26 protein-coding genes are annotated in these 26018 nt (G+C 71.5%); 16 read left to right on the top strand and 10 right to left on the bottom strand.

Features of this window, described 5'->3' with window-relative positions; translation table 11 throughout:
* Window positions 1–19: 19 nt before the first annotated feature.
* The 3 genes from pgi (at window position 20) to ACIBNE_RS28865 (ending at window position 3748) form a co-directional block, all read left to right on the top strand.
* Window positions 20–1672, top strand: a complete 1653-nt coding sequence (gene pgi / locus ACIBNE_RS28875) for a glucose-6-phosphate isomerase (RefSeq protein WP_399277159.1) — start codon at window positions 20–22, stop codon at window positions 1670–1672.
* A gap of 4 nt (window positions 1673–1676) precedes the next feature.
* Window positions 1677–2174, top strand: coding sequence for a PH domain-containing protein (locus tag ACIBNE_RS28870; RefSeq protein ID WP_399276595.1), 498 nt, complete (start codon window positions 1677–1679; stop codon window positions 2172–2174).
* A gap of 83 nt (window positions 2175–2257) precedes the next feature.
* Window positions 2258–3748, top strand: a complete 1491-nt coding sequence (locus ACIBNE_RS28865; RefSeq protein WP_399277157.1) for a PH domain-containing protein — start codon at window positions 2258–2260, stop codon at window positions 3746–3748.
* Window positions 3749–3815: 67 nt separating this feature from the next.
* On the opposite strand, the gene pgl is transcribed toward ACIBNE_RS28865, so the two are convergent.
* From pgl to tkt, 5 genes are read right to left on the bottom strand one after another with little or no spacing between them, the layout of a single operon-like run.
* Complete coding sequence (gene pgl, locus ACIBNE_RS28860) at window positions 3816–4601, bottom strand: 6-phosphogluconolactonase (RefSeq protein ID WP_399276593.1); 786 nt, start codon at window positions 4599–4601, stop codon at window positions 3816–3818.
* Window positions 4598–5662, bottom strand: coding sequence for a glucose-6-phosphate dehydrogenase assembly protein OpcA (opcA, locus tag ACIBNE_RS28855; RefSeq protein WP_399276590.1), 1065 nt, complete (start codon window positions 5660–5662; stop codon window positions 4598–4600). The genes pgl and opcA overlap by 4 nt, the downstream gene beginning before the upstream one ends.
* Complete coding sequence (zwf, locus tag ACIBNE_RS28850; RefSeq protein ID WP_399276588.1) at window positions 5659–7191, bottom strand: glucose-6-phosphate dehydrogenase; 1533 nt, start codon at window positions 7189–7191, stop codon at window positions 5659–5661. The genes opcA and zwf overlap by 4 nt, the downstream gene beginning before the upstream one ends.
* Window positions 7192–7196: 5 nt before the next feature.
* Complete coding sequence (tal, locus tag ACIBNE_RS28845) at window positions 7197–8315, bottom strand: transaldolase (protein ID WP_399276586.1); 1119 nt, start codon at window positions 8313–8315, stop codon at window positions 7197–7199.
* A 35-nt stretch (window positions 8316–8350) separates the two neighbouring features.
* Window positions 8351–10444 (bottom strand): transketolase, encoded by a 2094-nt coding sequence (gene tkt / locus ACIBNE_RS28840; RefSeq protein WP_399276584.1) that lies wholly within the window; start codon window positions 10442–10444, stop codon window positions 8351–8353.
* Between the two features lie 298 nt (window positions 10445–10742).
* Between tkt and ACIBNE_RS28835 the strand changes: the two genes are divergently transcribed.
* From ACIBNE_RS28835 to ACIBNE_RS28825, 3 genes are all read left to right on the top strand, one after another.
* Window positions 10743–11696 carry a heme o synthase gene (locus ACIBNE_RS28835; protein ID WP_399276582.1) on the top strand — a complete coding sequence of 318 codons (954 nt, stop codon included), beginning with the start codon at window positions 10743–10745 and terminating at the stop codon, window positions 11694–11696.
* A gap of 91 nt (window positions 11697–11787) precedes the next feature.
* Window positions 11788–12150: a hypothetical protein gene (locus ACIBNE_RS28830; protein ID WP_399276580.1), complete on the top strand. Its 363-nt coding sequence runs from the start codon at window positions 11788–11790 to the stop codon at window positions 12148–12150.
* Window positions 12151–12229: 79 nt separating this feature from the next.
* Window positions 12230–13291 carry an amidohydrolase gene (locus ACIBNE_RS28825; protein WP_399276578.1) on the top strand — a complete coding sequence of 354 codons (1062 nt, stop codon included), beginning with the start codon at window positions 12230–12232 and terminating at the stop codon, window positions 13289–13291.
* 79 nt (window positions 13292–13370) lie between these two features.
* Here the strand turns inward: ACIBNE_RS28825 and ACIBNE_RS28820 are convergent, their stop codons facing one another.
* From ACIBNE_RS28820 to ACIBNE_RS28805, 4 genes are all read right to left on the bottom strand, one after another.
* Complete coding sequence (locus tag ACIBNE_RS28820) at window positions 13371–14369, bottom strand: heme A synthase (RefSeq protein WP_399276576.1); 999 nt, start codon at window positions 14367–14369, stop codon at window positions 13371–13373.
* Window positions 14370–14465: 96 nt separating this feature from the next.
* Entirely contained in the window at window positions 14466–15233 is a 768-nt protein-coding gene (locus ACIBNE_RS28815; RefSeq protein WP_399276574.1) for an ABC transporter permease, read from the bottom strand.
* Complete coding sequence (locus ACIBNE_RS28810; RefSeq protein ID WP_399276572.1) at window positions 15230–16156, bottom strand: ABC transporter ATP-binding protein; 927 nt, start codon at window positions 16154–16156, stop codon at window positions 15230–15232. Before ACIBNE_RS28810 ends, ACIBNE_RS28815 begins: the two co-directional genes overlap by 4 nt.
* A gap of 426 nt (window positions 16157–16582) precedes the next feature.
* Window positions 16583–17395, bottom strand: a complete 813-nt coding sequence (locus ACIBNE_RS28805) for an aminoglycoside N(3)-acetyltransferase (protein WP_399276570.1) — start codon at window positions 17393–17395, stop codon at window positions 16583–16585.
* A gap of 150 nt (window positions 17396–17545) precedes the next feature.
* On the opposite strand from ACIBNE_RS28805, the gene ACIBNE_RS28800 reads away from it, so the two are divergent.
* From ACIBNE_RS28800 to ACIBNE_RS28755, 10 genes are all read left to right on the top strand, one after another.
* Window positions 17546–18274, top strand: coding sequence for a helix-turn-helix transcriptional regulator (locus ACIBNE_RS28800; RefSeq protein ID WP_399276569.1), 729 nt, complete (start codon window positions 17546–17548; stop codon window positions 18272–18274).
* A complete protein-coding gene (gene sufB / locus ACIBNE_RS28795) occupies window positions 18271–19695 on the top strand; it encodes a Fe-S cluster assembly protein SufB (protein ID WP_399276567.1) in 1425 nt (474 codons plus the stop codon). The genes ACIBNE_RS28800 and sufB overlap by 4 nt, the downstream gene beginning before the upstream one ends.
* A gap of 59 nt (window positions 19696–19754) precedes the next feature.
* Entirely contained in the window at window positions 19755–20933 is a 1179-nt protein-coding gene (gene sufD / locus ACIBNE_RS28790) for a Fe-S cluster assembly protein SufD (RefSeq protein WP_399276565.1), read from the top strand.
* Window positions 20933–21253 (top strand): non-heme iron oxygenase ferredoxin subunit, encoded by a 321-nt coding sequence (locus ACIBNE_RS28785; RefSeq protein ID WP_399276563.1) that lies wholly within the window; start codon window positions 20933–20935, stop codon window positions 21251–21253. The genes sufD and ACIBNE_RS28785 overlap by 1 nt, the downstream gene beginning before the upstream one ends.
* 7 nt (window positions 21254–21260) lie before the next feature.
* Window positions 21261–22025, top strand: a complete 765-nt coding sequence (gene sufC / locus ACIBNE_RS28780) for a Fe-S cluster assembly ATPase SufC (RefSeq protein WP_399276561.1) — start codon at window positions 21261–21263, stop codon at window positions 22023–22025.
* Window positions 22022–23278 carry a cysteine desulfurase gene (locus tag ACIBNE_RS28775; RefSeq protein ID WP_399276559.1) on the top strand — a complete coding sequence of 419 codons (1257 nt, stop codon included), beginning with the start codon at window positions 22022–22024 and terminating at the stop codon, window positions 23276–23278. The genes sufC and ACIBNE_RS28775 overlap by 4 nt, the downstream gene beginning before the upstream one ends.
* A gap of 14 nt (window positions 23279–23292) precedes the next feature.
* On the top strand, window positions 23293–23748 hold the full coding sequence (sufU, locus tag ACIBNE_RS28770; RefSeq protein WP_399276557.1) for a Fe-S cluster assembly sulfur transfer protein SufU: 456 nt from the start codon (window positions 23293–23295) through the stop codon (window positions 23746–23748).
* Entirely contained in the window at window positions 23745–24080 is a 336-nt protein-coding gene (locus ACIBNE_RS28765) for a metal-sulfur cluster assembly factor (protein ID WP_399276555.1), read from the top strand. The genes sufU and ACIBNE_RS28765 overlap by 4 nt, the downstream gene beginning before the upstream one ends.
* Before the next feature lie 119 nt (window positions 24081–24199).
* Entirely contained in the window at window positions 24200–24520 is a 321-nt protein-coding gene (locus ACIBNE_RS28760) for a DMT family transporter (RefSeq protein ID WP_399276553.1), read from the top strand.
* Window positions 24520–25071, top strand: a complete 552-nt coding sequence (locus ACIBNE_RS28755; RefSeq protein ID WP_399276551.1) for a TetR/AcrR family transcriptional regulator — start codon at window positions 24520–24522, stop codon at window positions 25069–25071. The genes ACIBNE_RS28760 and ACIBNE_RS28755 overlap by 1 nt, the downstream gene beginning before the upstream one ends.
* On the opposite strand, the gene ACIBNE_RS28750 is transcribed toward ACIBNE_RS28755, so the two are convergent.
* Window positions 25052–25942, bottom strand: a complete 891-nt coding sequence (locus ACIBNE_RS28750) for a winged helix-turn-helix transcriptional regulator (RefSeq protein WP_399276549.1) — start codon at window positions 25940–25942, stop codon at window positions 25052–25054. The two genes, ACIBNE_RS28755 and ACIBNE_RS28750, sit on opposite strands and share 20 nt — an antisense overlap.
* Window positions 25943–26018 lie beyond the last annotated feature (76 nt).

Raw genomic sequence — 26018 nt, 5'->3', positions numbered from 1 at the left:
AAGTGGGCTGATGTCCGAGATGAACGCAGAAGGCCGCACCAGGCTCAATCAGTTGCCGGAGTGGACCGCTCTGGCCAAGCACCGGGAGCAGCTGGGGCAGACGCATCTGCGGGAGCTGTTCGCCACCGACCCGGCGCGCGGCACCGAATACGCCCTGCGGGTCGGTGACCTCTATCTCGACTATTCCAAGCACCTGGTCACCGACGAGACGCTGCGGCTGCTCAGGGACCTGGCCGCGGCGACCGGGGTCGCGGGGCTGCGGGACGCGATGTTCCGCGGCGAGAAGATCAACACCACCGAGGACCGGGCCGTGCTGCACACCGCGCTGCGCGCCCCGCGCGACGCGGTGGTCGAGGTGGACGGCGAGAACGTGGTGCCCGGGGTGCACGCGGTGCTCGACAAGATGGCCTCCTTCGCCGCCCGGGTCAGGTCGGGCGAGTGGACCGGCCACACCGGCAGGCCCATCAAGAACGTGGTGAACGTCGGCATCGGCGGCTCCGACCTGGGCCCCGCCATGGCGTACGAGGCGCTCAGGTCCTTCACCGACCGCGAGCTCACCGTCCGCTTCGTGTCCAACGTCGACGGGGCCGACCTGCACGAGGCGGTGCGGGACCTGGACCCGGCCGAGACGCTGTTCGTCATCGCGTCCAAGACCTTCACCACCATCGAGACCATCACCAACGCCACCTCCGCGCGCGATTGGCTTCTGACCGGGATGAGGGCCGGTCAGGAGGCAGTGGCGAAGCACTTCGTGGCGCTGTCGACCAACGCCGAGAAGGTCGCCGACTTCGGCATCGACACGGCCAACATGTTCGAGTTCTGGGACTGGGTCGGCGGACGGTACTCCTACGACTCGGCGATCGGCCTCTCGCTGATGATCGCCATCGGACCCGACCGCTTCCGCGAGATGCTCGACGGCTTCCACCTGGTCGACGAGCACTTCCGCACGGCGCCCCCCGAGGAGAACGCGCCGCTGCTGCTGGGCCTGCTCGGCGTCTGGTACGGCGCGTTCTTCGACGCGCAGTCGCACGCCGTGCTGCCGTACTCGCACTACCTCTCCAAGTTCACCGCCTACCTCCAGCAGCTCGACATGGAGTCCAACGGCAAGTCCGTGGACCGCGCGGGCGACCCCGTCGACTGGCAGACGGGCCCGGTGGTCTGGGGCACGCCGGGCACCAACGGGCAGCACGCCTACTACCAGTTGATCCACCAGGGCACGAAGGTGATCCCGGCGGACTTCATCGGCTTCGCCCGGCCCGTCGAGGACCTCCGTCCCGGCCTGGTCGCCCAGCACGACCTGCTGATGGCCAACTTCTTCGCGCAGACCCAGGCACTGGCCTTCGGCAAGACCCCGGACGAGGTGCGGGCCGAGGGCGTCCCCGAGGAACTGGTGCCGCACAAGACGTTCCAGGGCAACCACCCGACCACCACCGTCCTCGCGGACGCGCTCACCCCGTCCGTGCTCGGACAGCTGATCGCGCTCTACGAGCACAAGGTGTTCGTCCAGGGCGCCGTCTGGAACATCGACTCCTTCGACCAGTGGGGCGTGGAGCTCGGCAAGGTGCTCGCCAAGAAGATCGAGCCGGTGCTCACCGGGGGAGCGGGGGGCGAGGAGCTGGACGGCTCCACCGCCGGACTGGTCGCCAAGTACCGCGAGCTGCGGGGGCGTTGATCCCGTGGGGCAGGAGGGGATACGGCTCAGGCCACCGCGCAACAGCCTGGACCGGCGGGCGGTCGGCTGGTGGCGCACGCAGTGGCTGCTCGTCACGGCGCCGCCCGTGGTGGTCCTCGCGGTGCTCGGCGCGCTCATCGAGCCCGCGCGGACGTGGCTGCTGCTGCCCGCCGCGGCCCTGGCCGCGGTGGGCCTGGCCTGCGCCGCCCTCCTGCCGCGCTGGTGGTACCGCGTGCACCGCTGGGAGGTCACGGACGAGGCGGTGTACGTCCTGACCGGGTTCTTCCTGCGGGAGTGGCGGATCGCGCCGATGTCCCGGATCCAGACCGTCGACACCGTGCGCGGCCCGCTGGAGCAGGCGTACGGGCTGGCGACGGTGACGGTCACCACCGCCTCGTCCCGGGGCGCTATCCGCCTCGCGGGCCTGGACCACGAGACGGCGGCCGAGCTGGCGGGCCGCCTCACCGAGATCACCCGGGCCACGCCGGGGGACGCGACGTGACGACGCCCGGGGAGCGGCCCGCCGAGCGGGGCGGAGCCCCGAAGGCCGCGGCCCGGGACCCGCTCCCCGGCGCGGCCCCGTGGCTGCGGCTCGACCGGCGCACCGTGCTGGTCACCGCCGCGCTCACCGCGAGCGTGCTGGGCGGCATCTGCCTGCCGGTCCTCATCGGGCTCTCCGGCGGGGCCTGGTTCGGCCGCGGTCCCCGGTACGCCGTCGCGATCGCCCTGCTGCTCACCGGCGCCGCCCTGGTGGTGCTGGCGGCGGCGGGCGTCGAGTACGTCCGCTGGAACCGCACCCGCTACCGCGTCGGCGCCGAGCGCGTCGAACTCCACACCGGCCTCGTCCTGCTCAAGCGCCGCTCGCTGCCCCGCGAGCGGATCCGCACCGTCGACCTCACCGCCAACCCGCTGCTGCGCGTCCTCGGCCTGGTCAACGTCCGGATCGGCACCGGGGAGAACGCCGGGTCGGGCGAGTCCGCGCTGGAGCTCAAGTCCGTCGCCCGCGCGGAGGGCGAGCGGCTGCGCACGGCGCTGCTGGCCCGCGCGCACGCCCCCGCGGGGCACCGGGACGGCGAGCTGGCCTCCCTGGACCCGCGCTGGATCCGTTACGCCCCGCTGTCCTTCGTCGCGCCGCTGCTCGGCGGCGCGGCGGCCGGTGCGGTGATGCAGGTCAGCGAGTGGTTCGGGGCCCAGCGGCAGGTCATCGACTGGGTCGGCGACCGCTTCGAGGACTTCTCGGTCGTCGGGATGATCGTCACGCTCGTCGCCGCGGCCCTGGTCGCGGGCCTGGTGGGGGCGCTCGGCCTCTGGGTCGAGATGTGGTGGAACTACCGCCTCGAACGCGAGCCGGGCGGCACGCTGCGGGTGCGGCGCGGACTGTTCACCTCGCGCTCGGTCTCGCTCGAGGAGGCCAGGCTGCGCGGCGTCGAGCTGGTCGAGCCGCTCGGCGTGCGGCTCGCCGGGGCGGCCCGGGTGGACGCCGTCGCCACGGGCCTGGCCGGTGGCGGCGACGAGGAGAAGGGCGGCGACCACAAGACGCTGCTGCCGGCCGCGCCGCGCGAGCTGGCGGACCGGGTCGCGGCCCAGGTGCTGCGCGAGGACGCGCCGCCGACCGGTGCGCCCCTGGTGGCGCACCCGCCCGCGGCGCGCGGGCGACGGCTGCGCCGGGCACTGGGGGCGGTGCTGGTCCCGGTGCTCGTCCTGGCGGTGCTCGGCGCGTTGCTGACGCCCGTGCTGCTGTACGTGGCGGGGGGCGTGGCGCTGGTGGGCCTGCCGGTCGCCGCGGCGCTGGCGCGGGACGCCTACCGGGCCCTGGGGCACGCGGTGAGCGGCGGCTACCTGGTCGCGCGCTCGGGGAGCGTACGGCGTACGACCGTCGCGCTCCAGCGGGGCGGGGTCATCGGCTGGACGGTCAAGCAGTCGGTCTTCCAGCGGCGGGCGGGCCTGCTGACGGTGACCGCGACGACGGCGGCGGGATCGGGGGCGTACGCGGTGTACGACGTGGCCGAAGGCGAGGGCCTGGAGTTCGCGGCGGACGCGGTGCCCGGCCTGCTGGAGCCGTTCCTGGAGAGGTAGGCGGGGACGGCGAGGGGCCCGGCCCACCGTGGGGTGGACCGGGCCCCTCGTCGTACGGACCGAGCGGTCAGGGCGAAGCGGGCGGGTACAGGCCGCGCGGCAGCTGCGAGGCCGCCGCCGCGTCCAGCAGCCACAGCGTGCGGGACCGCCCGTACGCACCGGCGGCCGGAGCCTGGATCTCGCCCGCGCCGGACAGCGCGATGGCCGCGGCCTTCGCCTTGTCCTCGCCCGCCGCGAGCAGCCAGACCTCGCGGGCGGCGCGGATCGCGGGCAGCGTGAGCGAGATCCGGGTCGGCGGCGGCTTGGGCGCGCCGCGCACCCCGACCACCGTCCGCTCGGTCTCGCGCACCGCGGGCAGCTCGGGGAAGAGCGACGCCACGTGCGTGTCGGGCCCGACGCCCAGCATCAGCACGTCGAAGGTGGGCACCGCGCCGTGGTCCTCGGGACCCGCGGCGGCGGCCAGCTCCCGCGCGTACGCCGCGGCGGCCGCGTCCGCGTCGCTGCCCCACTCGCCGCCCGCCGCGGGCATGGAGTGCACCCGCTTCGGGTCGAGCGGCACCGAGGAGAGCAGCGCCTCGTACGCCTGGGTGTCGTTGCGCTCCGGGTCCCCGGCGGGCAGGAACCGCTCGTCGCCCCACCACAGGTCCAGACGGCCCCAGTCGATCGCGTCCCGCGCGGGGGCCGCGGCGAGTGCGGCCAGCAGGCCGTTGCCGTTGCGGCCCCCGGTCAGGACGACGGACGCGGAGCCGCGCGCGGCCTGGGCGTCCACCACCTTCGTGATCAGCCGGGCCGCCGCGGCCTGCGCCATCAGCTCCTTGTCGCGGTGGACGACGAGCTGCGGAGCCGTACTCACTTCGCGGCCGCCTTCTTCGCGGGGGCGGCCTTCTTGGCGGAGGCGGCCGGCTTGGCACCGCCGTCCTCCTTCGCCCCGTCCTCGCCCTTGGCCTCCTGGGCCTCCGGCGCGGTCTTCTGCGCCACAGGGGCCACGGGCTCGCCCAGCCGGTCCACGCCGAAGCGCAGCGCCGACGCGTAGGTGTCGTCCGGGTCGAGCCGCCGCAGCTCCTCCGCGATCAGCTCGGCCGTCTCGCGGCGCTTGAGCGCCACGGCACGGTCGGGCTGCCCCTGGATGGAGAGCGTCGCCAGCGAGCCGTCGGCGCGGTCCAGGACGATCGGGCCGCAGGTGGTCTCCATGCGCACGGCGGTCAGGCCGGGGCCGGCCGAGAGCGTGCGCTTGACCGGGACGCCGAGGCGGTCGGCCAGCCACATGGCCAGCAGCTCGCAGCTCGGGTTGAACTCCTCGCCCTCCACCTCGACCGCGGTGACCTCGCAGCTGACCTGGTCGAGCGCGGCGGCGAGCATCGAGCGCCACGGGGTGATGCGGGACCAGGACAGGTCCGTGTCGCCCGGGGCGTAGTGCTCGGCGCGCGCCTGGAGCTCGTGGATGGGCTGCTCGGCGGCGTATGTGTCCGTGACGCGGCGCTGGGCGAGCGCGCCCAGCGGGTCCTTGGACGGGTTGACCGGCGAGTTCACCGGCCACCAGACGACCACGGGGGCGTCGGGCAGCAGCAGCGGCAGGACCACCGACTGGGCGTGGTTGATGACCTCGCCGTACAGCCGCAGCACAACCGTTTCGCCGGTGGACGCGTCCGCGCCCAGGCGGACCTCGGCGTCGAGCCGCGACTTGGTGCGGTCGCGCGGGGAGCGCGAGACGCGCTTGATGACCACGAGGGTGCGCGAGGGGTGCTCGCGGGACGCCTCGTTGGCCGCCTTGAGCGCGTCGTAGGCGTTCTCCTCGTCGGTGACGATGACCAGGGTCATCACCATGCCGATGGCGGGCGTGCCGATGGCGCGGCGGCCGAGCACGAGCGCCTTGTTGATCTTGCTGGACGTGGTGTCCGTCAGGTCGGTCTTCATGGCCTGCGCCAGCTCCGTCCGTCTCGTGCGAGCATCTCGTCCGCCTCGACCGGGCCCCAGGTGCCGGACGGGTACTGCGCGGGCTTGCCGTGCTCGTCCCAGTACTGCTCGATCGGGTCGAGGATCTTCCAGGACAGCTCGACCTCCTCGACGCGCGGGAAGAGGTTCGAGTCGCCGAGCAGGACGTCGAGGATCAGCCGTTCGTACGCCTCGGGGCTGGACTCGGTGAAGGACTCGCCGTACGCGAAGTCCATCGACACGTCCCGGACCTCCATGGAGGTGCCCGGCACCTTGGAGCCGAACCGCAGCGTCACGCCCTCGTCCGGCTGGACCCGGATGACCAGGGCGTTCTGCCCCAGTTCCTCGGTCGCCGTGCGGTCGAAGGGGGAGTGCGGGGCGCGCTGGAAGACGACCGCGATCTCGGTGACGCGGCGGCCGAGGCGCTTGCCGGTGCGCAGGTAGAACGGCACGCCGGCCCAGCGGCGGTTGTCGATCTCCAGCTTGATCGCGGCGTACGTGTCGGTCTTCGACTGCGGGTCGATGCCGTCTTCCTGGAGGTAGCCGACGGCCTTCTCGCCGCCCTGCCAGCCCGCCGCGTACTGCGCGCGCACGGTGTCCTTGCCGAGATCCTTGGGGATCTTGACGGCGCCGAGCACCTTGACCTTCTCGGCCGCGAGCGCGTCCGCGTCGAAGGCCGCGGGCTCCTCCATCGCGGTCAGCGCGAGGAGCTGGAGGAGGTGGTTCTGGATGACGTCACGGGCGGCGCCGATGCCGTCGTAGTACCCGGCGCGGCCGCCGATGCCGATGTCCTCGGCCATGGTGATCTGGATGTGGTCGACGTACGACCGGTTCCAGAGCGGCTCGAAGAGGGTGTTGGCGAAGCGGAGCGCCAGGATGTTCTGGACGGTCTCCTTGCCCAGGTAGTGGTCGATCCGGAAGACCTCGTTGGGCGGGAAGACCTCGTGGACGACCTCGTTGAGCTCCTTGGCCGACACCAGGTCGTGGCCGAACGGCTTCTCGATGACCGCGCGGCGCCAGGAGCCCTCCTTCTGGTCGGCCAGCCCGTGCTTCTTGAGCTGCTGGACGACCTTGGGGAAGAACTTCGGCGGCACGGAGAGGTAGAAGGCGAAGTTGCCGCCCGTGCCCTGTGCCTTGTCCAGCTCCTGGATCGTGGCCTTGAGCTGCTCGAAGGCGTCGTCGTCGTCGAAGTCGCCCTGGACGAAGCGCATCCCCTGGATGAGCTGCTGCCAGACCTCCTCGCGGAAGGGGGTGCGCGAGTGCGCCTTGACGGCGTCGTGCACCACCTGGGCGAAATCCTCGTCCTGCCACTCGCGGCGGGCGAAGCCGATGAGCGAGAAGCCCGGCGGGAGCAGACCCCGGTTGGCGAGGTCGTAGACGGCGGGCATCAGCTTTTTACGGGACAAATCGCCCGTGACACCGAAGATCACCAGGCCCGACGGCCCCGCGATGCGCGGGAGCCGTCGGTCTGCGGCGTCACGGAGCGGATTGGCCCCATGAGAACCAGACAAGGGTCTTACGCCTCCGAAGGTGCGAGGCGCTTCAGCTCCGCCTCGGTGGACTTGAGCAGGTCGTTCCAGGACGCCTCGAACTTCTCGACTCCCTCGTCCTCAAGGAGCTGCACCACGTCGTCGTAGGCGATGCCCAGCTTCTCGACGGCGTCCAGCTCGGCGCGGGACTGCTCGTAGGTGCCGCGCACGGTGTCGCCCGCGACCTCGCCGTGGTCGGCGGTGGCCTCCAGCGTGGCCTCCGGCATGGTGTTCACCGTGCCGGGAGCGACCAGGTCCACCACGTACAGGGTGTCCTTGTACGCCGGGTCCTTGACGCCCGTCGAGGCCCACAGCGGGCGCTGCTTGTTGGCCTGCGCCTTGTCGAGGGCGGTCCAGCGGTCGGAGGAGAAGACCTCCTCGTACGCCTCGTAGGCCAGGCGCGCGTTGGCGAGGGCCGCCTTGCCCTTGAGGGCCTTGGCCTCGTCGGTGCCGATGCCGTCCAGGCGCTTGTCGATCTCGGTGTCCACGCGGGACACGAAGAAGGACGCCACCGAGTGGATCTTCGCCAGGTCCAGGCCGCGCTCCTTGGCCTTCTCCAGGCCCGCCAGGTAGGCGTCCATGACCGCGCGGTAGCGCTCCAGCGAGAAGATCAGCGTGACGTTGACGCTGATGCCAAGGCCGATGACCTCGGTGATCGCGGGCAGGCCCGCCTTCGTCGCCGGGATCTTGATGAGGGTGTTCGGCCGGTCCACCAGCCACGCCAGCTGCTTGGCCTCGGCGACGGTGGCGACGGTGTTGTGCGCCAGGCGCGGGTCGACCTCGATGGAGACCCGGCCGTCCTGGCCCTGCGTCGCGTCGAAGACGGGCCGCAGGATGTCGGCGGCGTCCCTCACGTCAGCCGTCGTGATCATACGGATGGCCTCGTCGACGGTGACCTCGCGGGCGGCGAGGTCGGCGAGCTGCTGCTCGTAGCCGTCGCCGCTGCTGATCGCCTTCTGGAAGATCGACGGGTTGGTGGTGACACCCACCACGTGCTGCTGGTCGATCAGCTCGGCGAGGTTGCCCGACGTGATCCGCTTGCGCGACAGGTCGTCGAGCCAGATCGCGACGCCTTCGTCGGAGAGGCGCTTGAGTGCGTCCGTCATGAGAGTTGCATCTCCTACTAGTTCGTGTACCGGCGTCAGCGCGCTGCGGCGGCGAGAGATTCCCGGGCGGCGGCGGCGACCGCTTCGGCAGTGAAGCCGAACTCGCGGAAGAGCACCTTGCCGTCGGCCGAAGCCCCGAAGTGCTCCAGCGAAACGATGCGCCCGGCGTCGCCCACGTACTTGTGCCAGGTGAGCCCGATGCCCGCCTCGACGGCCACGCGCGCCTTCACCGCGGGCGGCAGCACCGAGTCCCGGTACCCCTGCTCCTGCTCCTCGAACCACTCGACCGACGGCATCGAGACGACCCGGGTGGCCACGCCCTCGGCCTCCAGCGCCTCGCGCGCCTCCACGGCGAGCTGCACCTCGGAACCGGTGGCGACCAGAACCAGGTCCGGCGTCTCCTTGGACGCCTCGACCAGCACGTAGCCGCCCCTGGCCGCGCCCTCGGTGACCGCGCGGTCGTACGTCGGCACGCCCTGGCGGGTCAGCACGATGCCGTGCGGGGCGCCCTTGCCGAACACCTTCGTGTAGCGCTTGAGGATCTCGCGCCAGGCGACGGCCGTCTCGTTGGCGTCCGCGGGGCGGACCACGTTCAGACCGGGGATCGCGCGCAGCGACGCCAGGTGCTCGACCGGCTGGTGCGTCGGGCCGTCCTCGCCGAGGCCGATGGAGTCGTGCGTCCACACGTACGTCACCGGCAGGTGCATCAGCGCGGACAGCCGCACCGCGTTGCGCATGTAGTCGGAGAACACCAGGAAGGTGCCGCCGTAGACGCGGGTGCCGCCGTGCAGCGCGATGCCGTTCATCTCGGCGGCCATCGAGTGCTCGCGGATGCCGTAGTGGATCGTGCGGCCGTACGGGTCGGCCTCCGGCAGCGGGTTGCCCTCGGGGAGGAAGGACGACGTCTTGTCGATCGTCGTGTTGTTCGAGCCCGCGAGGTCGGCGGAGCCGCCCCACAGCTCGGGGACCACGGCGCCGAGCGCCTGGAGGACCTTGCCGGACGCGGCGCGCGTCGCGACGCCCTTGCCGGTCTCGAACTCCGGCAGGTGCGCCTCCCAGCCCTCGGGCAGCTCGCCGGCGGTGATCCGGTCGAAGAGGGCGGAGCGCTCCGGGTTGGCGGTGCGCCAGGCCGCGAGGGCCTTGTCCCACTCGGCGCGGGCCTCGCGGCCGCGGTCGCCGAGCGCGCGGGTGTGCGCGAAGACCTCGTCGGAGACCTCGAAGGTCTGCTCGGGGTCGAAGCCCAGCACGCGCTTGGTGGCGGCCACCTCGTCGTCGCCGAGCGCCGAGCCGTGCGAGGCCTCGGTGTTCTGGGCGTTCGGCGCGGGCCAGGCGATGATCGAGCGCATCGCGATGAACGACGGCCTGTCGGTCACGGCCTTCGCGGCCTCGATCGCGGCGAAGAGCCCGGCCGGGTCCAGGTCGCCGTTCTCCTTGGGCTGCACGCGCTGGACGTGCCAGCCGTACGACTCGTACCGCAGGCAGGTGTCCTCGGAGACCGCGGTCTCCGTGTCGCCCTCGATGGAGATGTGGTTGTCGTCCCAGAGCAGGACCAGGTTGCCCAGCTTCTGGTGGCCCGCGAGGGAGGACGCCTCGGCGGAGATGCCCTCCTGGAGGCAGCCGTCACCGGCGACGGCGTACACGAAGTGGTCGAACGGGCTGGTGCCCGCCGGGGCCTCGGGGTCGAACAGGCCGCGCTCGTAGCGGGCGGCCATCGCCATGCCCACGGCGTTGGCGACGCCCTGGCCGAGCGGCCCGGTCGTCGTCTCCACGCCCGCGGTGTGGCCGTACTCCGGGTGGCCCGGGGTCTTGCTGCCCCAGGTGCGGAACGCCTTCAGGTCGTCCAGCTCCAGGCCGAAGCCGCCCAGGTACAGCTGTACGTACAGCGTCAGGGACGAGTGCCCGGCGGACAGGACGAACCGGTCGCGGCCGGCCCACTCCGGGTCGGCCGGGTCGTGGCGCATCACCTTCTGGAAGAGGGTGTACGCGGCCGGGGACAGGCTCATCGCCGTGCCGGGATGGCCGTTGCCGACCTTCTGTACGGCATCGGCAGCCAGGACGCGGCCGGTGTCAACGGCCCGCTGGTCCAGTTCGGTCCAGGCGAGGTCTGTGATGGTCGGCTTGGTGCTCACCCTGAGTCAGGGCTCCTCTCCACATGCTTCACATGTCGAATCCCGGTGACTGGTGGGCGTACCGGGCGCTGTCGAGCCTACCCCCGCACGCACATGCGTCTTTCCCGTGATTCCAGAGTGCGGTCAGTCGCCGGGGCCCGCCTCCCGAAGGTTCCGTACCTCCTTTGAGGCACCACTCCCAACACGACCCCACCCCCGCGAAGGTCGGCCCGTGGGCAACGTCTACAGTGGTCGGGTTCGCGCAAGTCTTTACCGGGCCTTCATCACCCGGAGCTTGCCTGGTATTTCTCTGTCAGGGGTGTGCGTGACGGCCGTCGAGTCCCGACCCGCAGGGGTCGCCTTGACTCCGAGCCCGGGGGGCCATCGGCCGTTCGGGGCCCGCATCAAGGCATTCGTGGCGCTGACCAAGCCGCGGATCATCGAGCTGCTGTTGATCACCACCGTTCCGGTGATGTTCCTTGCACAGCAGGGTGTCCCGAACCTGTGGCTGGTCTTCGTCACGTGCCTCGGCGGCTATCTGTCGGCGGGCGGCGCCAACGCGCTGAACATGTGGTACGACCGCGACATCGACGCCCTCATGGACCGCACGTCGCAGCGTCCACTGGTCACCGGCATGGTCTCGCCGCGCGAGTGCCTGGTCTTCGGCATCACGCTCGCCGTGGTCTCCACGCTCTGGTTCGGCCTGCTGGTCAACTGGCTCTCGGCCTGGCTCTCGCTGGGCGCACTGCTGTTCTACGTGGTCGTCTACACGATGATCCTCAAGCGGCGCACCACCCAGAACATCGTCTGGGGCGGCATCGCGGGCTGCATGCCGGTGCTGATCGGCTGGTCGTCGGTGACCAACTCGATGTCCTGGGCCGCCGTGATCCTCTTCATGGTGATCTTCTTCTGGACGCCGCCGCACTACTGGCCGCTGTCGATGAAGGTCAAGGACGACTACGAGCGCGTGGGCGTGCCCATGCTCCCGGTCGTCGCGGGCAACAAGGTGGTCGCCCGGCAGATCGTCCTCTACAGCTGGGTGATGGTCGCCGTCTCGCTGCTGCTCACCCCGCTGGGCTACACCGGCTGGTTCTACACGGCGGTCGCGCTGCTGACCGGCGGCTGGTGGCTCTGGGAGGCGCACGCGCTCCAGACGCGCGCCAAGGCGGGCGCGACGGGCGGCAAGCTCAAGGAGATGCGCCTGTTCCACTGGTCCATCACCTACGTGTCGCTGCTCTTCGTCGCGGTCGCGGTGGACCCCTTCCTGCGGTAGTCCCGACGTACGCGAGACGGGCGGGGCACGTGGTCCAGGCCACGTGCCCCGCCCGTCGCCGTATCCACTACCCGTCGGTAGCATCTTGCGCATGGCAGAGACGGCACAGACTCAGGTGAACCCCAAGCAGGCGGCCCGCGCCGAGCGCCGCGCGCACAAGCTCGCCCGGCAGATCGGCGCCTTCGCGGACAAGCACAACGGCGCCGAGGGCCAGATCGCGTACATCGGGCGGATCGGCACCCGCATCGTCCTCGTCGGCAAGGACGGCGGCTGGGGCGACCTCGTGGCGCCCAGCTACGACGTCGCCGAGCGGGCCGTGCAGATCTCCGGCATCACCCGCCACGACGAGTTCGACGGCGAGTTCGCCGCCCGCGTGCGCACCGGGCACTACGAGTGGAAGCGCATGGCGGGCATCCAGCTCGGCGGCCCGAGCAACATCCCGACCAACGCCTGACGGCACGGCCCGGGGGCCGAAAACCGGGCACGGTCGGCGCCCGGCCACACCTGACGCGGTGTTCGCGCGTTAGTACGGTGTGATGGAAACGCCGTCCCTGGTGGACCAGTACTGCCACGGAGTGCTCCGCACGGAACTGGGCCTCGGCACGTTCGAGGCCCACCTCGGGCGCACCGGCGGCCCGCCCGCGCCCGGCACGACCTTCTTCGACACCCGGACGGGGTTCGCCGTACGGCGCTGGTGCCCGCCGCTCCTCGGGCTCGAACCGCACTGCCCGCCGGCCCGCTACCTGGCGCGCCGCAGGGAACTGGGCGTCATGGAGGCCGGGCGGCGGCTGCTGACCGGCAGCGGCGTCTCCACGTACCTCGTGGACACCGGGCTGCCCGACGACCTCACGGGGCCCGCCGAGCTCGCGGCGGCGGGCGCCGCGTCCGCGCGCGAGATCGTCCGCGTCGAACTGCTCGCCCAGCACGTCGCGGACACCTCGGGGACCGTGGACGCCCTGCTGGCCAACCTCGCGGAGGCCGTGCACGACACGGCCGCGTCCGACACCGTCGCCTTCTCGTCCGTCACCGGCGTGCGCACCGGGCTCGCGCTCACCCCCGACCCGCCGGGACCCGGCGAGGTGCGCGGGGCCGCGGGCCGCTGGCTGGCGCGCCGCCAGGCCGGGGGAGCGCTGGACGACCCCGTACTGCTGCGGCACCTGCTGTGGAGCGCGGTCGCCTCGGGCCTGCCGCTCCAGCTGCACGCGCGGGGCGGCGACCCGGCCCCGCTGGCGGACTTCGCCGCGGCGACGGCCGGGCTCGGCACGGACCTGGTGCTGCTCGGCACCCATCCGCACCACCGCGCGGCCGCCGAGCTGGCGGGCGTCCACTCCCACGTGTACGCCGACGTGGGGCCGTCGACGGCCGCCGAGCTGGCCCGGATGCTGGACGTCGCGCCCTTCGGGAAGCTGCTGTTCTCCAGCGGCGCGCGGGCGCTGCCCGAACTGCACGTGATCGGCGTGCGCGGGTTCCACGAGGCGCTGTGGCGGGTCCTGGACGGCTGGTCCGTGGACGGCGTCTGCTCGCGCGGGGACGCGGAGCGGGTGGCGCGGATGCTGGCCGCGGAGAACGCGCGGCGCGTGTACGGGCTCGAATGACCTGCCCTGCCTGCCCTGCCTGCTACGGAAAGGGGGCGGGAACCGTGGTGCGGCCCCGCCCCCGTCCGGAATGCGTGCGTCAGACCGGCGACAGCTCGCTGTCCGACTGGGCCGGGATCGCGGGCCTGCCGTCCGTGCGCTCGCGCAGGCTCAGGGCGAGGCGGATCACCGCGATCCACATCAGCGACGAGCCCAGCATGTGCGCCGCGACCAGCAGCTCGGGGACGTCCGTGAAGTACTGCACGTAACCGATGCCGCCCTGGAGCAGCAGCACGACCAGCAGGTCGCGGGCCCGCGCCCGGGTGTCGTCCGGGGCGTCCACCACCCGCAGCACCAGCCACATCGCGACGGCCAGCGCGCACACCAGCCACGCGGCGATCGCGTGGACGTGCGCCGCGACCGTCCAGTCCCACGGCATGCGCGGCACGTCGCTGCTGTCGCCCGCGTGCTTGCCCGAACCCGTCACCGTCGTACCGAACACGATTACCGCGACCGAGGCCGCCATCAGCGCCCAGGACAGCTTGCGCACCGGGCGCGGCACGCGCGGCTTCGGCGCGGCGTCGCCCTCCTTGGTGGCGCGGTGCCAGGTGACCACGGCGACCGCGAGGAGCGCGTTCGCGGTCAGGAAGTGTCCGGCGACCGTCCACGGGTTGAGCCCCGCCCAGACGGTGATGCCGCCGAGGATGGCGTTGGAGAAGACGATCCAGAACTGGACCCAGGCGAGCCGCGTCAGACCGACCCGGCGCGGCTTCAGCGAGCGCACCGCGATGATCGCCCAGCCGACCGCGGCCGACAGGACGTACGTCAGCATGCGGTTGCCGAACTCGATCGCCCCGTGCAGGCCCTGCTCCGGCGTGGCGAGCAGGCTGTCGTCGGTGCACTTGGGCCAGGTGTCGCAGCCCAGTCCCGAGCCGGTCAGCCGGACCGCGCCACCGGTCACGATGATCAGCACGGACATGACGACGGCGGCGAGCGTCGCACGCCTCAGGGCCCGGGGTGAGGGGGTCCAGCGGTCCGCGACGAAGGCGAGCGGGTTTCGCGCGAATTGAGCGACTTCGGCTCGGGTCAGCTTTGGCACGCGCCCTATCGTAGGCGGACGCTTGTGCAAGCTTTCACGAGGGGCGGGGCGACACGGAACGCGTTCGCCCGGTCACTCCCGCCCGCCGCGCCCTGCTCACTCCCAGCGGAAGAACCTCGCCGCCGCGCCGAGGCCGAGCACCGCCCACACCGCGAGGATCCCGAGGTTCCCCCACGGCACGCCCGCGCCGTGCTGCAGCACGTCCCGCAGGCCGTCCGAGAGCGCCGAGATCGGCAGCAGGCCCAGCACCGATCGGACCGCGTCCGGGAACTTGTCCAGCGGCACGATCACCCCGCCGCCCACCAGGAGCAGCAGGAAGACGAGGTTCGCGGCCGCCAGCGTCGCCTCCGCCTTGAGCGTGCCCGCCATCAGCAGGCCGAGCCCGGAGAAGGCGGCGGTGCCGAGCAGCAGCAGGAGCAGCACGGAGAGCGGGTTGCCGTGCGGCGACCAGCCGAGGCCGAACGCGATCGCCGTGAGCAGGGCGACCTGGAGCACCTCGGTGACCAGGACGGAGAGGGTCTTGGCGCACATCAGCGCCCAGCGGGGCAGCGGCGACGCGCCGAGCCGCTTGAGCACCCCGTACCGCCGCTCGAAGCCGGTCGCGATGGCCTGTCCCGTGAAGGCCGTGGACATCACGGCGAGCGCGAGGACACCGGGCGCCAGGAAGTCGACCGCGTCGCCCTCGCCGGTGTCGATGATGTCGACGGTGCCGAAGAGGACGAGGAGGAGGGAGGGGATGATCACGGTGAGCAGCAGCTGCTCGCCGTTGCGCAGCAGCATCCTGGTCTCCAGGGCCGTCTGCGCGGCGATCATCCGGGGGAGCGGGGCCGCGCCGGGGCGAGGGGTGTAGGTACCGCTGCTCATGCGCGGAGCTCCTTGCCGGTCAGTTCCAGGAAGACGTCCTCAAGGGTGTGCCGTTCGACCGAGATGCCGTCGGGCATCACGCCGTGCTGGGCGCACCACGAGGTGACGGTCGCCAGCAGCTGCGGGTCCACGTTCCCGGTGATCAGGTACGCGCCCGCGCCGGTCTCGGCGGCCTGGGTGCCGTCGGGCAGCGCCTTCAGGAGCGAGCCGACGTCCAGCCCGGGGCGGCCCGTGAAGCGCAGCGTGTTCTCGGCGCCGCCGCGGCACAGCTGCTCGGGGGAGCCCTGGGCGACGACCCGGCCCGCGTCGACGATCGCGACGTCGTCCGCCAGCTCCTCGGCCTCGTCCATGAAGTGCGTGGTGAGGACGACGGACACGCCGTCGGCGCGCAGCTCCCGCACGAGGTCCCAGGTGGAGCGGCGGGCCTGCGGGTCGAGGCCGGCGGTCGGCTCGTCGAGGAAGACCAGCTCGGGGCGGCCGACGACGGCGAGCGCCAGGGCGAGGCGCTGCTGCTGGCCGCCGGAGAGGCGGCGGTAGGCGGTGCGGCCGCAGGAGCCGAGGCCCAGGCGCTCGATCAGCGCGGTCACGTCCAGCGGGTGGGCGTGCAGCTTCGCCACGTGGCGCAGCATCTCGTCGGCGCGGGCGCCCGAGTAGACGCCGCCCGACTGGAGCATCACGCCGATGCGGGGGCGCAGGGCCGCGGCCTCGGTCACCGGGTCGAGGCCCAGGACGCGGACGGTGCCCGCGTCGGGCCTGCGGTAGCCCTCGCACGTCTCGACCGTGGTGGTCTTGCCCGCGCCGTTCGGGCCCAGGACGGCGGTCACGGCGCCCGCGCGGACGTCGAGATCGAGGCCGTCCACCGCGGTTTTGTCTCCGTACCGCTTGACCAGGCCCCGGACCTGGACGACGGACTCATTTCCCATGCGGGGAAGTCTAGGCAGCCGCCGGACGGGCCGGTGCACGGGTCCCCGGGACGCGGCACGCGTCCCCGCGCCGGTGCGCGGGGGCCCCGCGCACCGGCGCGGGGAACGTTTTCCGTCATTCCCCCCGGGGTCCCGCGCCTGCCGGGAAACGCCTTTGGCCGGTTCTCGTCACCAGGCCCCCTGTCGCAACTCCCGCTCCTGCTCCACCATCTCTCTTCGAGCCGCGAGAAGGGGGAGGCGGGTGCCTCCCGCCGCGCGTACCGGACGACCGAAAGGGCCGATCCGGCCCCCTGACCCCCACGGGATCGGAACCGGCCGCGCCGCACCGGCCGTCAGTCGGTGCGGCGCGGCCGGTGCGCGGGAGGGGTCCGGCGGTGCGCGGGACGGGGTCGGCGGTGCGCGGGACGGTCCGGCCGGTCGGCCGTGTCAGTGGACGACGCCCGGCCGGTGCTCGGGCAGCCAGGTCCCGGCGAACGCCACCGCGTCCGCCAGCGGGAAGAGCCGCGTCGCCGCCGCGCCCACCCTGCCCGGCGAGACCGACGCCGGGCGGGCCGCCTCGAAGGCCGCGCCCAGCTCGTCGAACCGCTCCTCGCTGATCGCCGGCTCCCGCACCGTCAGCCACTTCCTGCCCTCCGGCGTCATCACCGCGAAGGAGTTCTCGACGAGGGGCGAGGGGATCCGGTACTCCGCGAGGTGGAACGCCGTACAGCTGTCGTACCCCGCGCCCAGCAGCAGCACCCGCGCGCCCGCCTCCTCCAGACGCGCCAGCGGGCTCGACTCGCCGAGCCGGTCGTCCACCCGGTGCCCCGCGGTCAGCTCCGCCGCACGGGGTCCGACCGCCGCGAACGAGGTCTGCGGATGTGCGCTGCGCACCGCGCCCGGCCAATTGCGTACGGTCTCCGGGACGACGCCCATGCCGCGCGTAGGAGACGTACGCGGATCGTAGGCGGGCATGGTCGCGCGGATGGTCGGCCACCAGCTCTCTGGGACGGGCGGACTGCCCCATTCCGAGGGGTCGGAATTGCCCCCGGAGTGTGCCGGGACGACCAGCGTGCCGTCGTCGCCCAGCGCGTCGAGAAGGGCCTGGACGAGCGCTTCCGCACCTCCGCAGACCCAGCCGAGCGCGGACAGCGAGGTGTGGACGAGAAGGGTCTCACCAGGGCGGATGCCGATGCCGCGAAGATCGCTCGCGATCGATTCGCGGGTGCAGAGCGGGCCTGTGCCAGGGGTCTCGGGCATGGTCCGGAGTGTGCCCGACGCGGTGCGGTCCGACCACCGAATTTGATCATTTCCGCAGGTCAACTTAGGTGTGCCTAAGTGATGCACCCCACCGGATCTTGCTCCGGGCGCGGCTTGTCGCCGTCCAGGGAATTACGCAACAATGGCGTTGTGAAAAACGTCGGCGAGGCTCCGCAGGAGGAGACCGCGACGGGATCTCGGGCGGACCAGTCCACCCGCGACCGCGTCGCGCGCTCCATCCTGCACCACGGCCCGTCCACCGTGGCCGACCTCGCGGGACGCCTCGGTCTGACCCAGGCGGCGGTCCGCCGCCACCTCGACGCACTCGCTCTGGACGGCGTCGTCGAACCCCGCGAACAGCGGGTCTACGGCGCGCGCACGAGGGGCAGGCCCGCCAAGGTCTTCGCGCTCACCGACTGCGGTCGGGACGCCTTCGACCAGAGCTACGACAAGCTCGCCGTCGACGCGCTGCGCTGGATCGCCGAGACCGCGGGGGACGAGGCGGTCGCCGCGTTCGCCCGTGCCAGGATCGGCGTCCAGGCCGAGGCGTACCGCGCGGCCATCGCCGCCGCCGGCCCCGACGAGCGGACCCAGGCACTGGCAAGGGCCTTGTCCGCAGACGGGTACGCTGCTACGGCGCGCACCGCGCCCTCCCCGCGCAGGGGGGAGCAGCTCTGCCAGCACCACTGCCCGGTCGCCCACGTCGCCGAGCAGTTCCCACAGCTGTGCGAGGCGGAGACCGAGATCTTCTCGGCGCTCCTGGGGACTCATGTCCAGCGCCTGGCCACGATCGCCCACGGCGACGGGGTCTGCACGACCTACATCCCAGAAACCATGACGTCAGCATCTGCAAGCAAGGCCGGGAGGAACCCCGCATGACTCTCCCCATCGAGGAGACTGCTCACCCTGAGCTCGAAGGGCTGGGCAAGTACGAGTACGGCTGGGCCGACTCCGACGCGGCGGGCGCCGCCGCCAAGCGCGGTCTCAGCGAGGACGTCGTACGCGACATCTCCGCGAAGAAGAACGAGCCCGAGTGGATGCTGAAGCTGCGGCTCAAGGGCCTGCGGCTCTTCGACAAGAAGCCCATGCCTAACTGGGGCTCCGACCTGTCGGGCATCGACTTCGACAACATCAAGTACTTCGTGCGGTCCACCGAGAAGCAGGCCGAGTCCTGGGAGGACCTGCCGGAGGACATCAAGAACACGTACGACAAGCTCGGCATCCCGGAGGCGGAGAAGCAGCGCCTCGTCGCGGGCGTCGCGGCCCAGTACGAGTCCGAGGTCGTCTACCACCAGATCCGCGAGGACCTGGAGGAGCAGGGCGTCGTCTTCGTCGACACCGACACCGCGCTGAAGGAGCACGAGGAGCTCTTCAAGGAGTACTTCGGCACCGTCATCCCGGTCGGCGACAACAAGTTCGCCTCGCTGAACACCGCCGTGTGGTCGGGCGGCTCCTTCATCTACGTGCCGAAGGGCGTGCACGTGGAGATCCCGCTCCAGGCCTACTTCCGGATCAACACCGAGAACATGGGCCAGTTCGAGCGGACGCTGATCATCGTCGACGAGGACGCCTACGTCCACTACGTCGAGGGCTGCACCGCGCCGATCTACTCCTCGGACTCGCTGCACAGCGCCGTCGTCGAGATCATCGTGAAGAAGGGCGGCCGCTGCCGCTACACGACGATCCAGAACTGGTCGAACAACGTCTACAACCTGGTCACCAAGCGCGCCGTCGCCTACGAGGGCGCGACCATGGAGTGGGTCGACGGCAACATCGGCTCCAAGGTGACCATGAAGTACCCGGCCGTCTACCTGATGGGCGAGCACGCCAAGGGCGAGACGCTGTCCATCGCCTTCGCGGGCGAGGGCCAGCACCAGGACGCCGGTGCCAAGATGGTCCACCTGGCGCCGAACACCTCCTCCAACATCGTCTCCAAGTCGGTGGCGCGGGGCGGCGGCCGCACCTCCTACCGCGGCCTCATCGAGATCGGCGAGGGCGCCCCCGGCGCCAAGTCGAACGTGCTCTGCGACGCCCTGCTCGTCGACACGATCTCCCGCTCCGACACGTACCCCTACGTGGACGTGCGCGAGGACGACGTGTCCATGGGCCACGAGGCGACCGTCTCCAAGGTCTCCGAGGACCAGCTCTTCTACCTGATGAGCCGCGGCATGACCGAGTTCGAGGCGATGGCCATGATCGTGCGCGGCTTCGTCGAGCCGATCGCCAAGGAGCTGCCCATGGAGTACGCCCTGGAGCTCAACCGGCTGATCGAGCTGCAGATGGAGGGTTCGGTCGGCTAAGGCCCCGCACCCCCGCAGCGACTGACTTCTTGACCCAGAGAGAGAGCATCACGACAGCCATGGCCCAGCAGAACATCCCGGCGGGTGCCACCACCTCCGGCTCGATCGCGGTGGCCGCCGAGTCGACCGTCGCCACGCGCATGAGCGCGCCGCCGTCCTTCGACGTCGCGGACTTCCCCGTCCCGCACGGCCGCGAGGAGGAATGGCGCTTCACCCCGCTGGAGCGGCTGCGCGGCCTGCACGACGGCACCGCCACCGCGACCGGCGACGGCGTACGGGTCGACGTGACGGCCCCCGACGGCGTCACCGTCGAGACCGTCGGCCGCGACGACGCCCGGCTCGGCAGGGCCGGCACGCCGGTCGACCGGGTCGCGGCCCAGGCGTACAGCTCCTTCGAGAAGGCCTCGGTCGTCACCGTCCCCAAGGAGACGGTGCTGACCGAGCCGATCCGGATCGCCGTGCACGGCGAGGGCGGCGTCGCCTACGGCCACCAGGTCGTCCAGCTCGGTGCCTTCGCCGAGGCCGTCGTGGTCATCGACCACACCGGCGACGCGGTGCTCGCCGCCAACGTCGACTACGTGCTGGGCGACGGCGCCAAGCTCACCGTGGTCTCCGTCCAGGACTGGGACGACAAGGCCGTCCACGTCGGCCAGCACAACGCGCTGGTCGGCCGCGACGCCTCGTTCAAGTCCGTCGTCGTCACCTTCGGCGGCGACCTGGTCCGCATCCACCCGCGCGTCGAGTACGCCGGGCCAGGCGGCGAGGCCGAGGTCTTCGGCCTGTACTTCACCGACCAGGGGCAGCACCAGGAGCACCGCCTCCTGGTCGACCACAACACCCCGCACTGCAAGTCCAACGTCGTCTTCAAGGGCGCGCTGCAGGGCAACGAGGCGCACGCCGTCTGGATCGGCGACGTGCTCATCCGCGCCGCCGCCGAGGGCACCGACACCTACGAGATGAACCGCAACCTGGTTCTGACCGACGGCGCCCGCGTCGACTCCGTGCCGAACCTGGAGATCGAGACCGGCGAGATCGCCGGCGCCGGTCACGCCTCGGCCACCGGACGCTTCGACGACGAGCAGCTCTTCTACCTGATGGCGCGCGGCATCCCGGCCGACGAGGCCCGTCGCCTGGTCGTCCGCGGCTTCTTCGCCGAGCTGGTCCAGCAGATCGGCCTCCCGGACGTCGAGGAGCGGCTGCTCGCCAAGATCGACGCCGAGCTGGAGGCGTCCGTCTGATGGCCGACTTCGTCCGCGTCTGCGCGCTGAGCGAGCTGGAGGACGACACCCCCAAGCGGGTGGAGGTCGGCTCCGTGCCCGTCTCGGTCGTGCGCACCGAGGGGGAGGTGTTCGCGGTCAACGACATCTGCTCGCACGCGAACGTCTCGCTCTCCGAGGGCGAGGTGGAGAACTGCGCCATCGAGTGCTGGCTGCACGGCTCCAGCTTCGACCTGCGCACCGGCAAGCCGTCCGGCCTTCCCGCGACGCGCCCCGTCCCCGTATACCCCGTACAGATCCAAGGGGACGATGTGCTCGTCTCCGTCACCCAGGAGTCCTGAGTCACCCATGGCAACGCTTGAAATCCACGACCTGCACGTCTCCGTCGAGGCGGAGAACGGAGCCCGCGAGATCCTCAAGGGCGTCGACCTGACCGTCAAGCAGGGCGAGACCCACGCGATCATGGGTCCCAACGGCTCGGGCAAGTCGACCCTGGCGTACTCGCTGGCCGGTCACCCGAAGTACACGATCACCGGCGGCACCGTCACCCTCGACGGCGAGGACGTCCTGGAGATGTCCGTCGACGAGCGCGCCCGCGCCGGCGTCTTCCTCGCCATGCAGTACCCGGTCGAGGTCCCCGGCGTCTCCGTGTCGAACTTCCTCCGCACCTCCGCCACCGCCATCCGCGGCGAGGCCCCCAAGCTGCGCACCTGGGTGAAGGAGGTCAGGGAGACGATGGAGCGGCTCCAGATGGACCCCGCCTTCGCCGAGCGCAACGTCAACGAGGGCTTCTCCGGCGGTGAGAAGAAGCGCCACGAGATCCTCCAGATGGAGCTCCTCAAGCCGAAGATCGCGATCCTCGACGAGACGGACTCCGGCCTGGACGTCGACGCCCTGCGCGTCGTCTCCGAGGGCGTCAACCGCGTCCGCGAGACCGGTGAGGTCGGCACCCTGCTGATCACGCACTACACGCGGATCCTCCGCTACATCAAGCCCGACTTCGTGCACGTCTTCGCCAACGGCAGGATCGCCGAGTCCGGCGGCGCCGAGCTGGCCGACAAGCTGGAGAACGAGGGCTACGAGGCGTACGTGAAGGGTGGCGCATCTTCGTGACACAGCTGCCGGGCCTCCTCGACACCGAGGCGATCCGCAAGGACTTCCCGATCCTCGACCGGGTGCTCCACGACGGAAAGAAGCTCGTCTACCTGGACAACGCGGCGACCTCGCAGAAGCCGCGCCAGGTGATCGACGCGATCAGCCAGTACTACGAACAGCACAACGCCAACGTCCACCGCGGCGTGCACGTGCTGGCCGAGGAGGCCACGGCGCTGTACGAGGGGGCGCGCGACAAGGTCGCCGCCTTCATCAACGCGCCGAGCCGCGACGAGGTGATCTTCACCAAGAACGCCTCGGAGTCGCTCAACCTGGTCGCCAACATGCTGGGCTGGGCCGACGAGCCCTACCGCGTGGACCGCGAGACCGAGATCGTCATCACGGAGATGGAGCACCACTCCAACATCGTGCCGTGGCAGCTGCTCTCGCAGCGCACGGGCGCGAAGCTGAAGTGGTTCGGCCTCACCGACGACGGCCGCCTCGACCTCTCCAACATCGAGGAGGTCATCACCGAGAAGACGAAGATCGTCTCCTTCGTGCTGGTCTCCAACATCCTGGGCACCGTCAACCCGGTCGAGGCCATCGTGCGCCGCGCCCAGGAGGTCGGCGCGCTGGTCCTGATCGACGCCTCGCAGGCGGCGCCGCACGCGGTGCTCGACGTGCAGGCGCTCCAGGCCGACTTCGTGGCCTTCACCGGCCACAAGATGTGCGGCCCGACGGGCATCGGCGTCCTCTGGGGCCGCCAGGAGCTGCTGGAGGACCTGCCGCCGTTCCTCGGCGGCGGCGAGATGATCGAGACCGTCTCGATGCACTCCTCGACGTACGCCCCGGCGCCGCACAAGTTCGAGGCGGGCACGCCGCCGATCGCGGGGGCCGTGGGCCTCGGCGCGGCCGTGGACTACCTGAACTCGATCGGCATGGAGAACATCGCGCGCCACGAGCACGCGATCACCGAGTACGCGGTCAAGCGCCTCCTGGAGGTGCCCGACCTGCGGATCATCGGCCCGGAAACGGCCGAGGACCGCGGCGCCGCGATCTCCTTCACCCTGGGCGACATCCACCCGCACGACGTGGGCCAGGTCCTGGACGAGCTGGGCATCGCGGTGCGCGTGGGCCACCACTGCGCGCGGCCGGTCTGCCTGCGGTACGGAATTCCCGCGACCACGCGGGCGTCGTTCTATCTGTACTCCACCCCGGCCGAGGTCGACGCCCTGGTCGCGGGTCTGGAGCACGTCCGCAACTTCTTCGGATGAGGGGCTGACGACGCGTGAAGCTGGATTCGATGTACCAGGACGTCATCCTGGACCACTACAAGCACCCGCACGGCCGGGGCTTGCGGGACGGCGACGCCGAGGTGCACCACGTCAACCCGACGTGCGGCGACGAGATCACGCTGCGCGTGAAGTACGAGGGCGAGCGCATCGCCGACGTCAGCTACGAGGGCCAGGGCTGCTCCATCAGCCAGGCCTCGGCGTCCGTACTGAACGAGCTGCTGGTCGGCAAGGAGCTCTCCGAGGCGCAGAAGATCCAGGACGCGTTCCTGGAGCTGATGCAGTCCAAGGGCAAGCTGGAGCCCGACGAGGCCATGGAGGAGGTGCTGGAGGACGCGGTCGCGTTCGCCGGCGTCTCCAAGTACCCGGCCCGGGTGAAGTGTGCTCTGCTGAGCTGGATGGCATGGAAGGACGCGACGGCGCAGGCGCTGTCCGAAGGGAAGACGGCATGAGCGAGAACGCTGCCACGATGAAGCCGGCCTCCGAGGAGGAGGTCCGCGAGGCGCTGTACGACGTGGTCGACCCCGAGCTGGGCATCGACGTCGTCAACCTCGGCCTGATCTACGGCATCCACATCGACGACTCCAACGTCGCGACGCTGGACATGACGCTGACGTCGGCGGCCTGCCCGCTGACGGACGTGATCGAGGACCAGGCGAAGTCCGCGACGGACGGGATCGTCAGCGAGCTGAAGATCAACTGGGTCTGGATGCCGCCGTGGGGCCCGGACAAGATCACCGACGACGGCCGCGAGCAGCTGCGCGCGCTCGGCTTCAACGTCTGAGGTTCCCCACCGCGGAAGCGGTTCGCGAAGGGCCCCGGTGCATCGAGCACCGGGGCCCTTCCGCATGGGCGGAAGATTCCTGTGTACAGGTGTACGCATCGATGCGTACACTCGTACACATGGGATATGGACTGCTGGCCGCGGCCATCGCGGCGGAGGTGGCCGGGACCACGGCCATGAAGTACAGCGAGGGGTTCAGCAGGCTCTGGCCCTCGCTGATCACGGTCGTCGGGTACGTCGTCGCCTTCGCGCTGCTCGCGCAGACGCTGAAGACGCTCCAGGTGGGGACCGCGTACGCGATCTGGGCCGGGGTGGGGACCGCCGCCGTCGCCGGGATCGGGATGGTGTTCCTGGGGGAGACCGTGAGCCTCGCGAAGCTGGCGGGGGTCGGGCTGGTCATCGCGGGGGTCGTGGTGCTGAACCTGGGCGGGGCACACTGATGGTCCGGCGGTACGACCCCGAGCGGCGGCAGCGGATCGTCGACGCGGCGCTGCGGGTCGCGGGTGAGAAGGGGATCGCCGGGCTCAGCCACCGGTCCGTCGCGGCCGAGGCCGACGTGCCGCTCGGGTCGACCACCTACCACTTCAAGACGCTCGACGACCTCCTCGTGGCCGCGCTGCGGCAGGCCAACGAGGGGTTCGCGTCGCTCGTGCGCGAGCGGGCCGAGGGCTGGGGGGTCGGCGCCGACCTCGCCGACGGGCTCGCGGCGCTGCTCGGGGAGTGGGCCGCCCGGGGGCGCGAAGGGGCCGAGCTGGAGTACGAGCTGTACCTCGCCGCGCTGCGCCGCCCCGCGCTGCGGCCGGTCGCCGCCGAGTGGTGCGCGGGGATCGGCGAGGAGCTGCGGGGGCGGACGGATCCCGTCACCGCGCGCGGGCTGGTCGCGCTGATGGACGGGATCTGCCTCCAGGTGCTGCTCACGGGCGGCGAGTACGACGAGGCGTACACCCGGGACATGCTCCGCAGGGTGCTCGTCAACTCCGCGGCCGACTGAGGGACCGGACCGTCCGCAGGGCCTCCTCGACGCTCGCCGCGACGTCCGTGACCGGGTACTGGACGTTCCGTACGACCCGGTCCGCGTCCACGATCAGGGTGAGCCGCTTGAGGTGGCTCGCCCCCGCCGTGCGGAACGTCGGCAGCCGCAGCGCCGCCGTCAGTTCCAGCTCCGCGTCCGAGAGCAGCGGGAAGCGAAGCCGCTCCTTCTCGGCGAACGCCCGCTGGTCGTCCGGGCGCTGCGTCGAGAGGCCGTGCACCGTCGCGCCCGCGGCAGTGAACTCCGCCAGCTGATCGCGGTACGTGCAGGACTCCAGCGTGCAGCCCCGCGCGCCGGGGATCCCGGACCAGCCCGGCGGGTAGGCGTCCTGGCGGGCGTACGCGCCGGGGAAGCAGTACAGGACCGTGAAGGGCGTGTCGGGCGACACCGGGTCGCGCGGGGCGCCCCCGCTGCCCGGCAGCGTCAGCGCGGGGAGCGCGGTGCCCACCAGGGCCCGTACCCGCTCCGCCTCCGGGGACGGCTCGGTCGTCGTGGCCATCGTCTCTCCGTCTCCCAGGACCCAGGTGTCCCCCCAGTCCTGAAGCGCGATCAGTACGGGAAGCAGGGCGCGGCCGCGCGCGGTCAGCCGGTACTCGAAGCGCGGCGGCCTCTCCTGGTACGGCTCCCGCGCCAGCACGCCCGTCGCCACCAGGAGCTTCAGCCGCTCCGCCAAGACCTTGCGCGACAGGCCGAGCTCCCGTTGCAGCGCGTCGAAGCGGTGCACGCCGCGCGCCGCGTCGCGCACGATCAGCAGCGTCCATCCGTCGCCGACCACGTCGAGCGCACGGGCGATCGCGCAGGTGTCGTCGGTGGGGCGGTCGCGTGGGGGCACGGGCGTCCTGCTTCTCGTCGGTTCTCTCGTCTGCTATCTCGTCGGCCCGTCCGTCCGGGCCGTGGCGACGATGCTG

This window comes from Streptomyces sp. NPDC050504, assembly GCF_044458065.1.
Lineage (GTDB): Bacteria > Actinomycetota > Actinomycetes > Streptomycetales > Streptomycetaceae > Streptomyces.
This window is presented reverse-complemented; position numbering and strand designations above follow the sequence as displayed.

Excerpts from the sequence above, each read along its gene's own strand:
- tal (WP_399276586.1), bottom strand. The coding sequence starts at position 8,315 with ATGACGGACGCACTCAAGCGCCTCTCCGACGAAGGCGTCGCGATCTGG.
- opcA (WP_399276590.1), bottom strand. The coding sequence starts at position 5,662 with ATGAAGACCGACCTGACGGACACCACGTCCAGCAAGATCAACAAGGCG.
- pgi (WP_399277159.1), top strand. The coding sequence starts at position 20 with ATGAACGCAGAAGGCCGCACCAGGCTCAATCAGTTGCCGGAGTGGACC.
- ACIBNE_RS28785 (WP_399276563.1), top strand. The coding sequence starts at position 20,933 with ATGGCCGACTTCGTCCGCGTCTGCGCGCTGAGCGAGCTGGAGGACGAC.
- sufB (WP_399276567.1), top strand. The coding sequence starts at position 18,271 with ATGACTCTCCCCATCGAGGAGACTGCTCACCCTGAGCTCGAAGGGCTG.
- ACIBNE_RS28760 (WP_399276553.1), top strand. The coding sequence starts at position 24,200 with ATGGGATATGGACTGCTGGCCGCGGCCATCGCGGCGGAGGTGGCCGGG.
- sufD (WP_399276565.1), top strand. The coding sequence starts at position 19,755 with ATGGCCCAGCAGAACATCCCGGCGGGTGCCACCACCTCCGGCTCGATC.
- ACIBNE_RS28815 (WP_399276574.1), bottom strand. The coding sequence starts at position 15,233 with ATGAGCAGCGGTACCTACACCCCTCGCCCCGGCGCGGCCCCGCTCCCC.
- ACIBNE_RS28830 (WP_399276580.1), top strand. The coding sequence starts at position 11,788 with ATGGCAGAGACGGCACAGACTCAGGTGAACCCCAAGCAGGCGGCCCGC.
- ACIBNE_RS28805 (WP_399276570.1), bottom strand. The coding sequence starts at position 17,395 with ATGCCCGAGACCCCTGGCACAGGCCCGCTCTGCACCCGCGAATCGATC.
- ACIBNE_RS28810 (WP_399276572.1), bottom strand. The coding sequence starts at position 16,156 with ATGGGAAATGAGTCCGTCGTCCAGGTCCGGGGCCTGGTCAAGCGGTAC.
- ACIBNE_RS28765 (WP_399276555.1), top strand. The coding sequence starts at position 23,745 with ATGAGCGAGAACGCTGCCACGATGAAGCCGGCCTCCGAGGAGGAGGTC.
- ACIBNE_RS28755 (WP_399276551.1), top strand. The coding sequence starts at position 24,520 with ATGGTCCGGCGGTACGACCCCGAGCGGCGGCAGCGGATCGTCGACGCG.
- sufC (WP_399276561.1), top strand. The coding sequence starts at position 21,261 with ATGGCAACGCTTGAAATCCACGACCTGCACGTCTCCGTCGAGGCGGAG.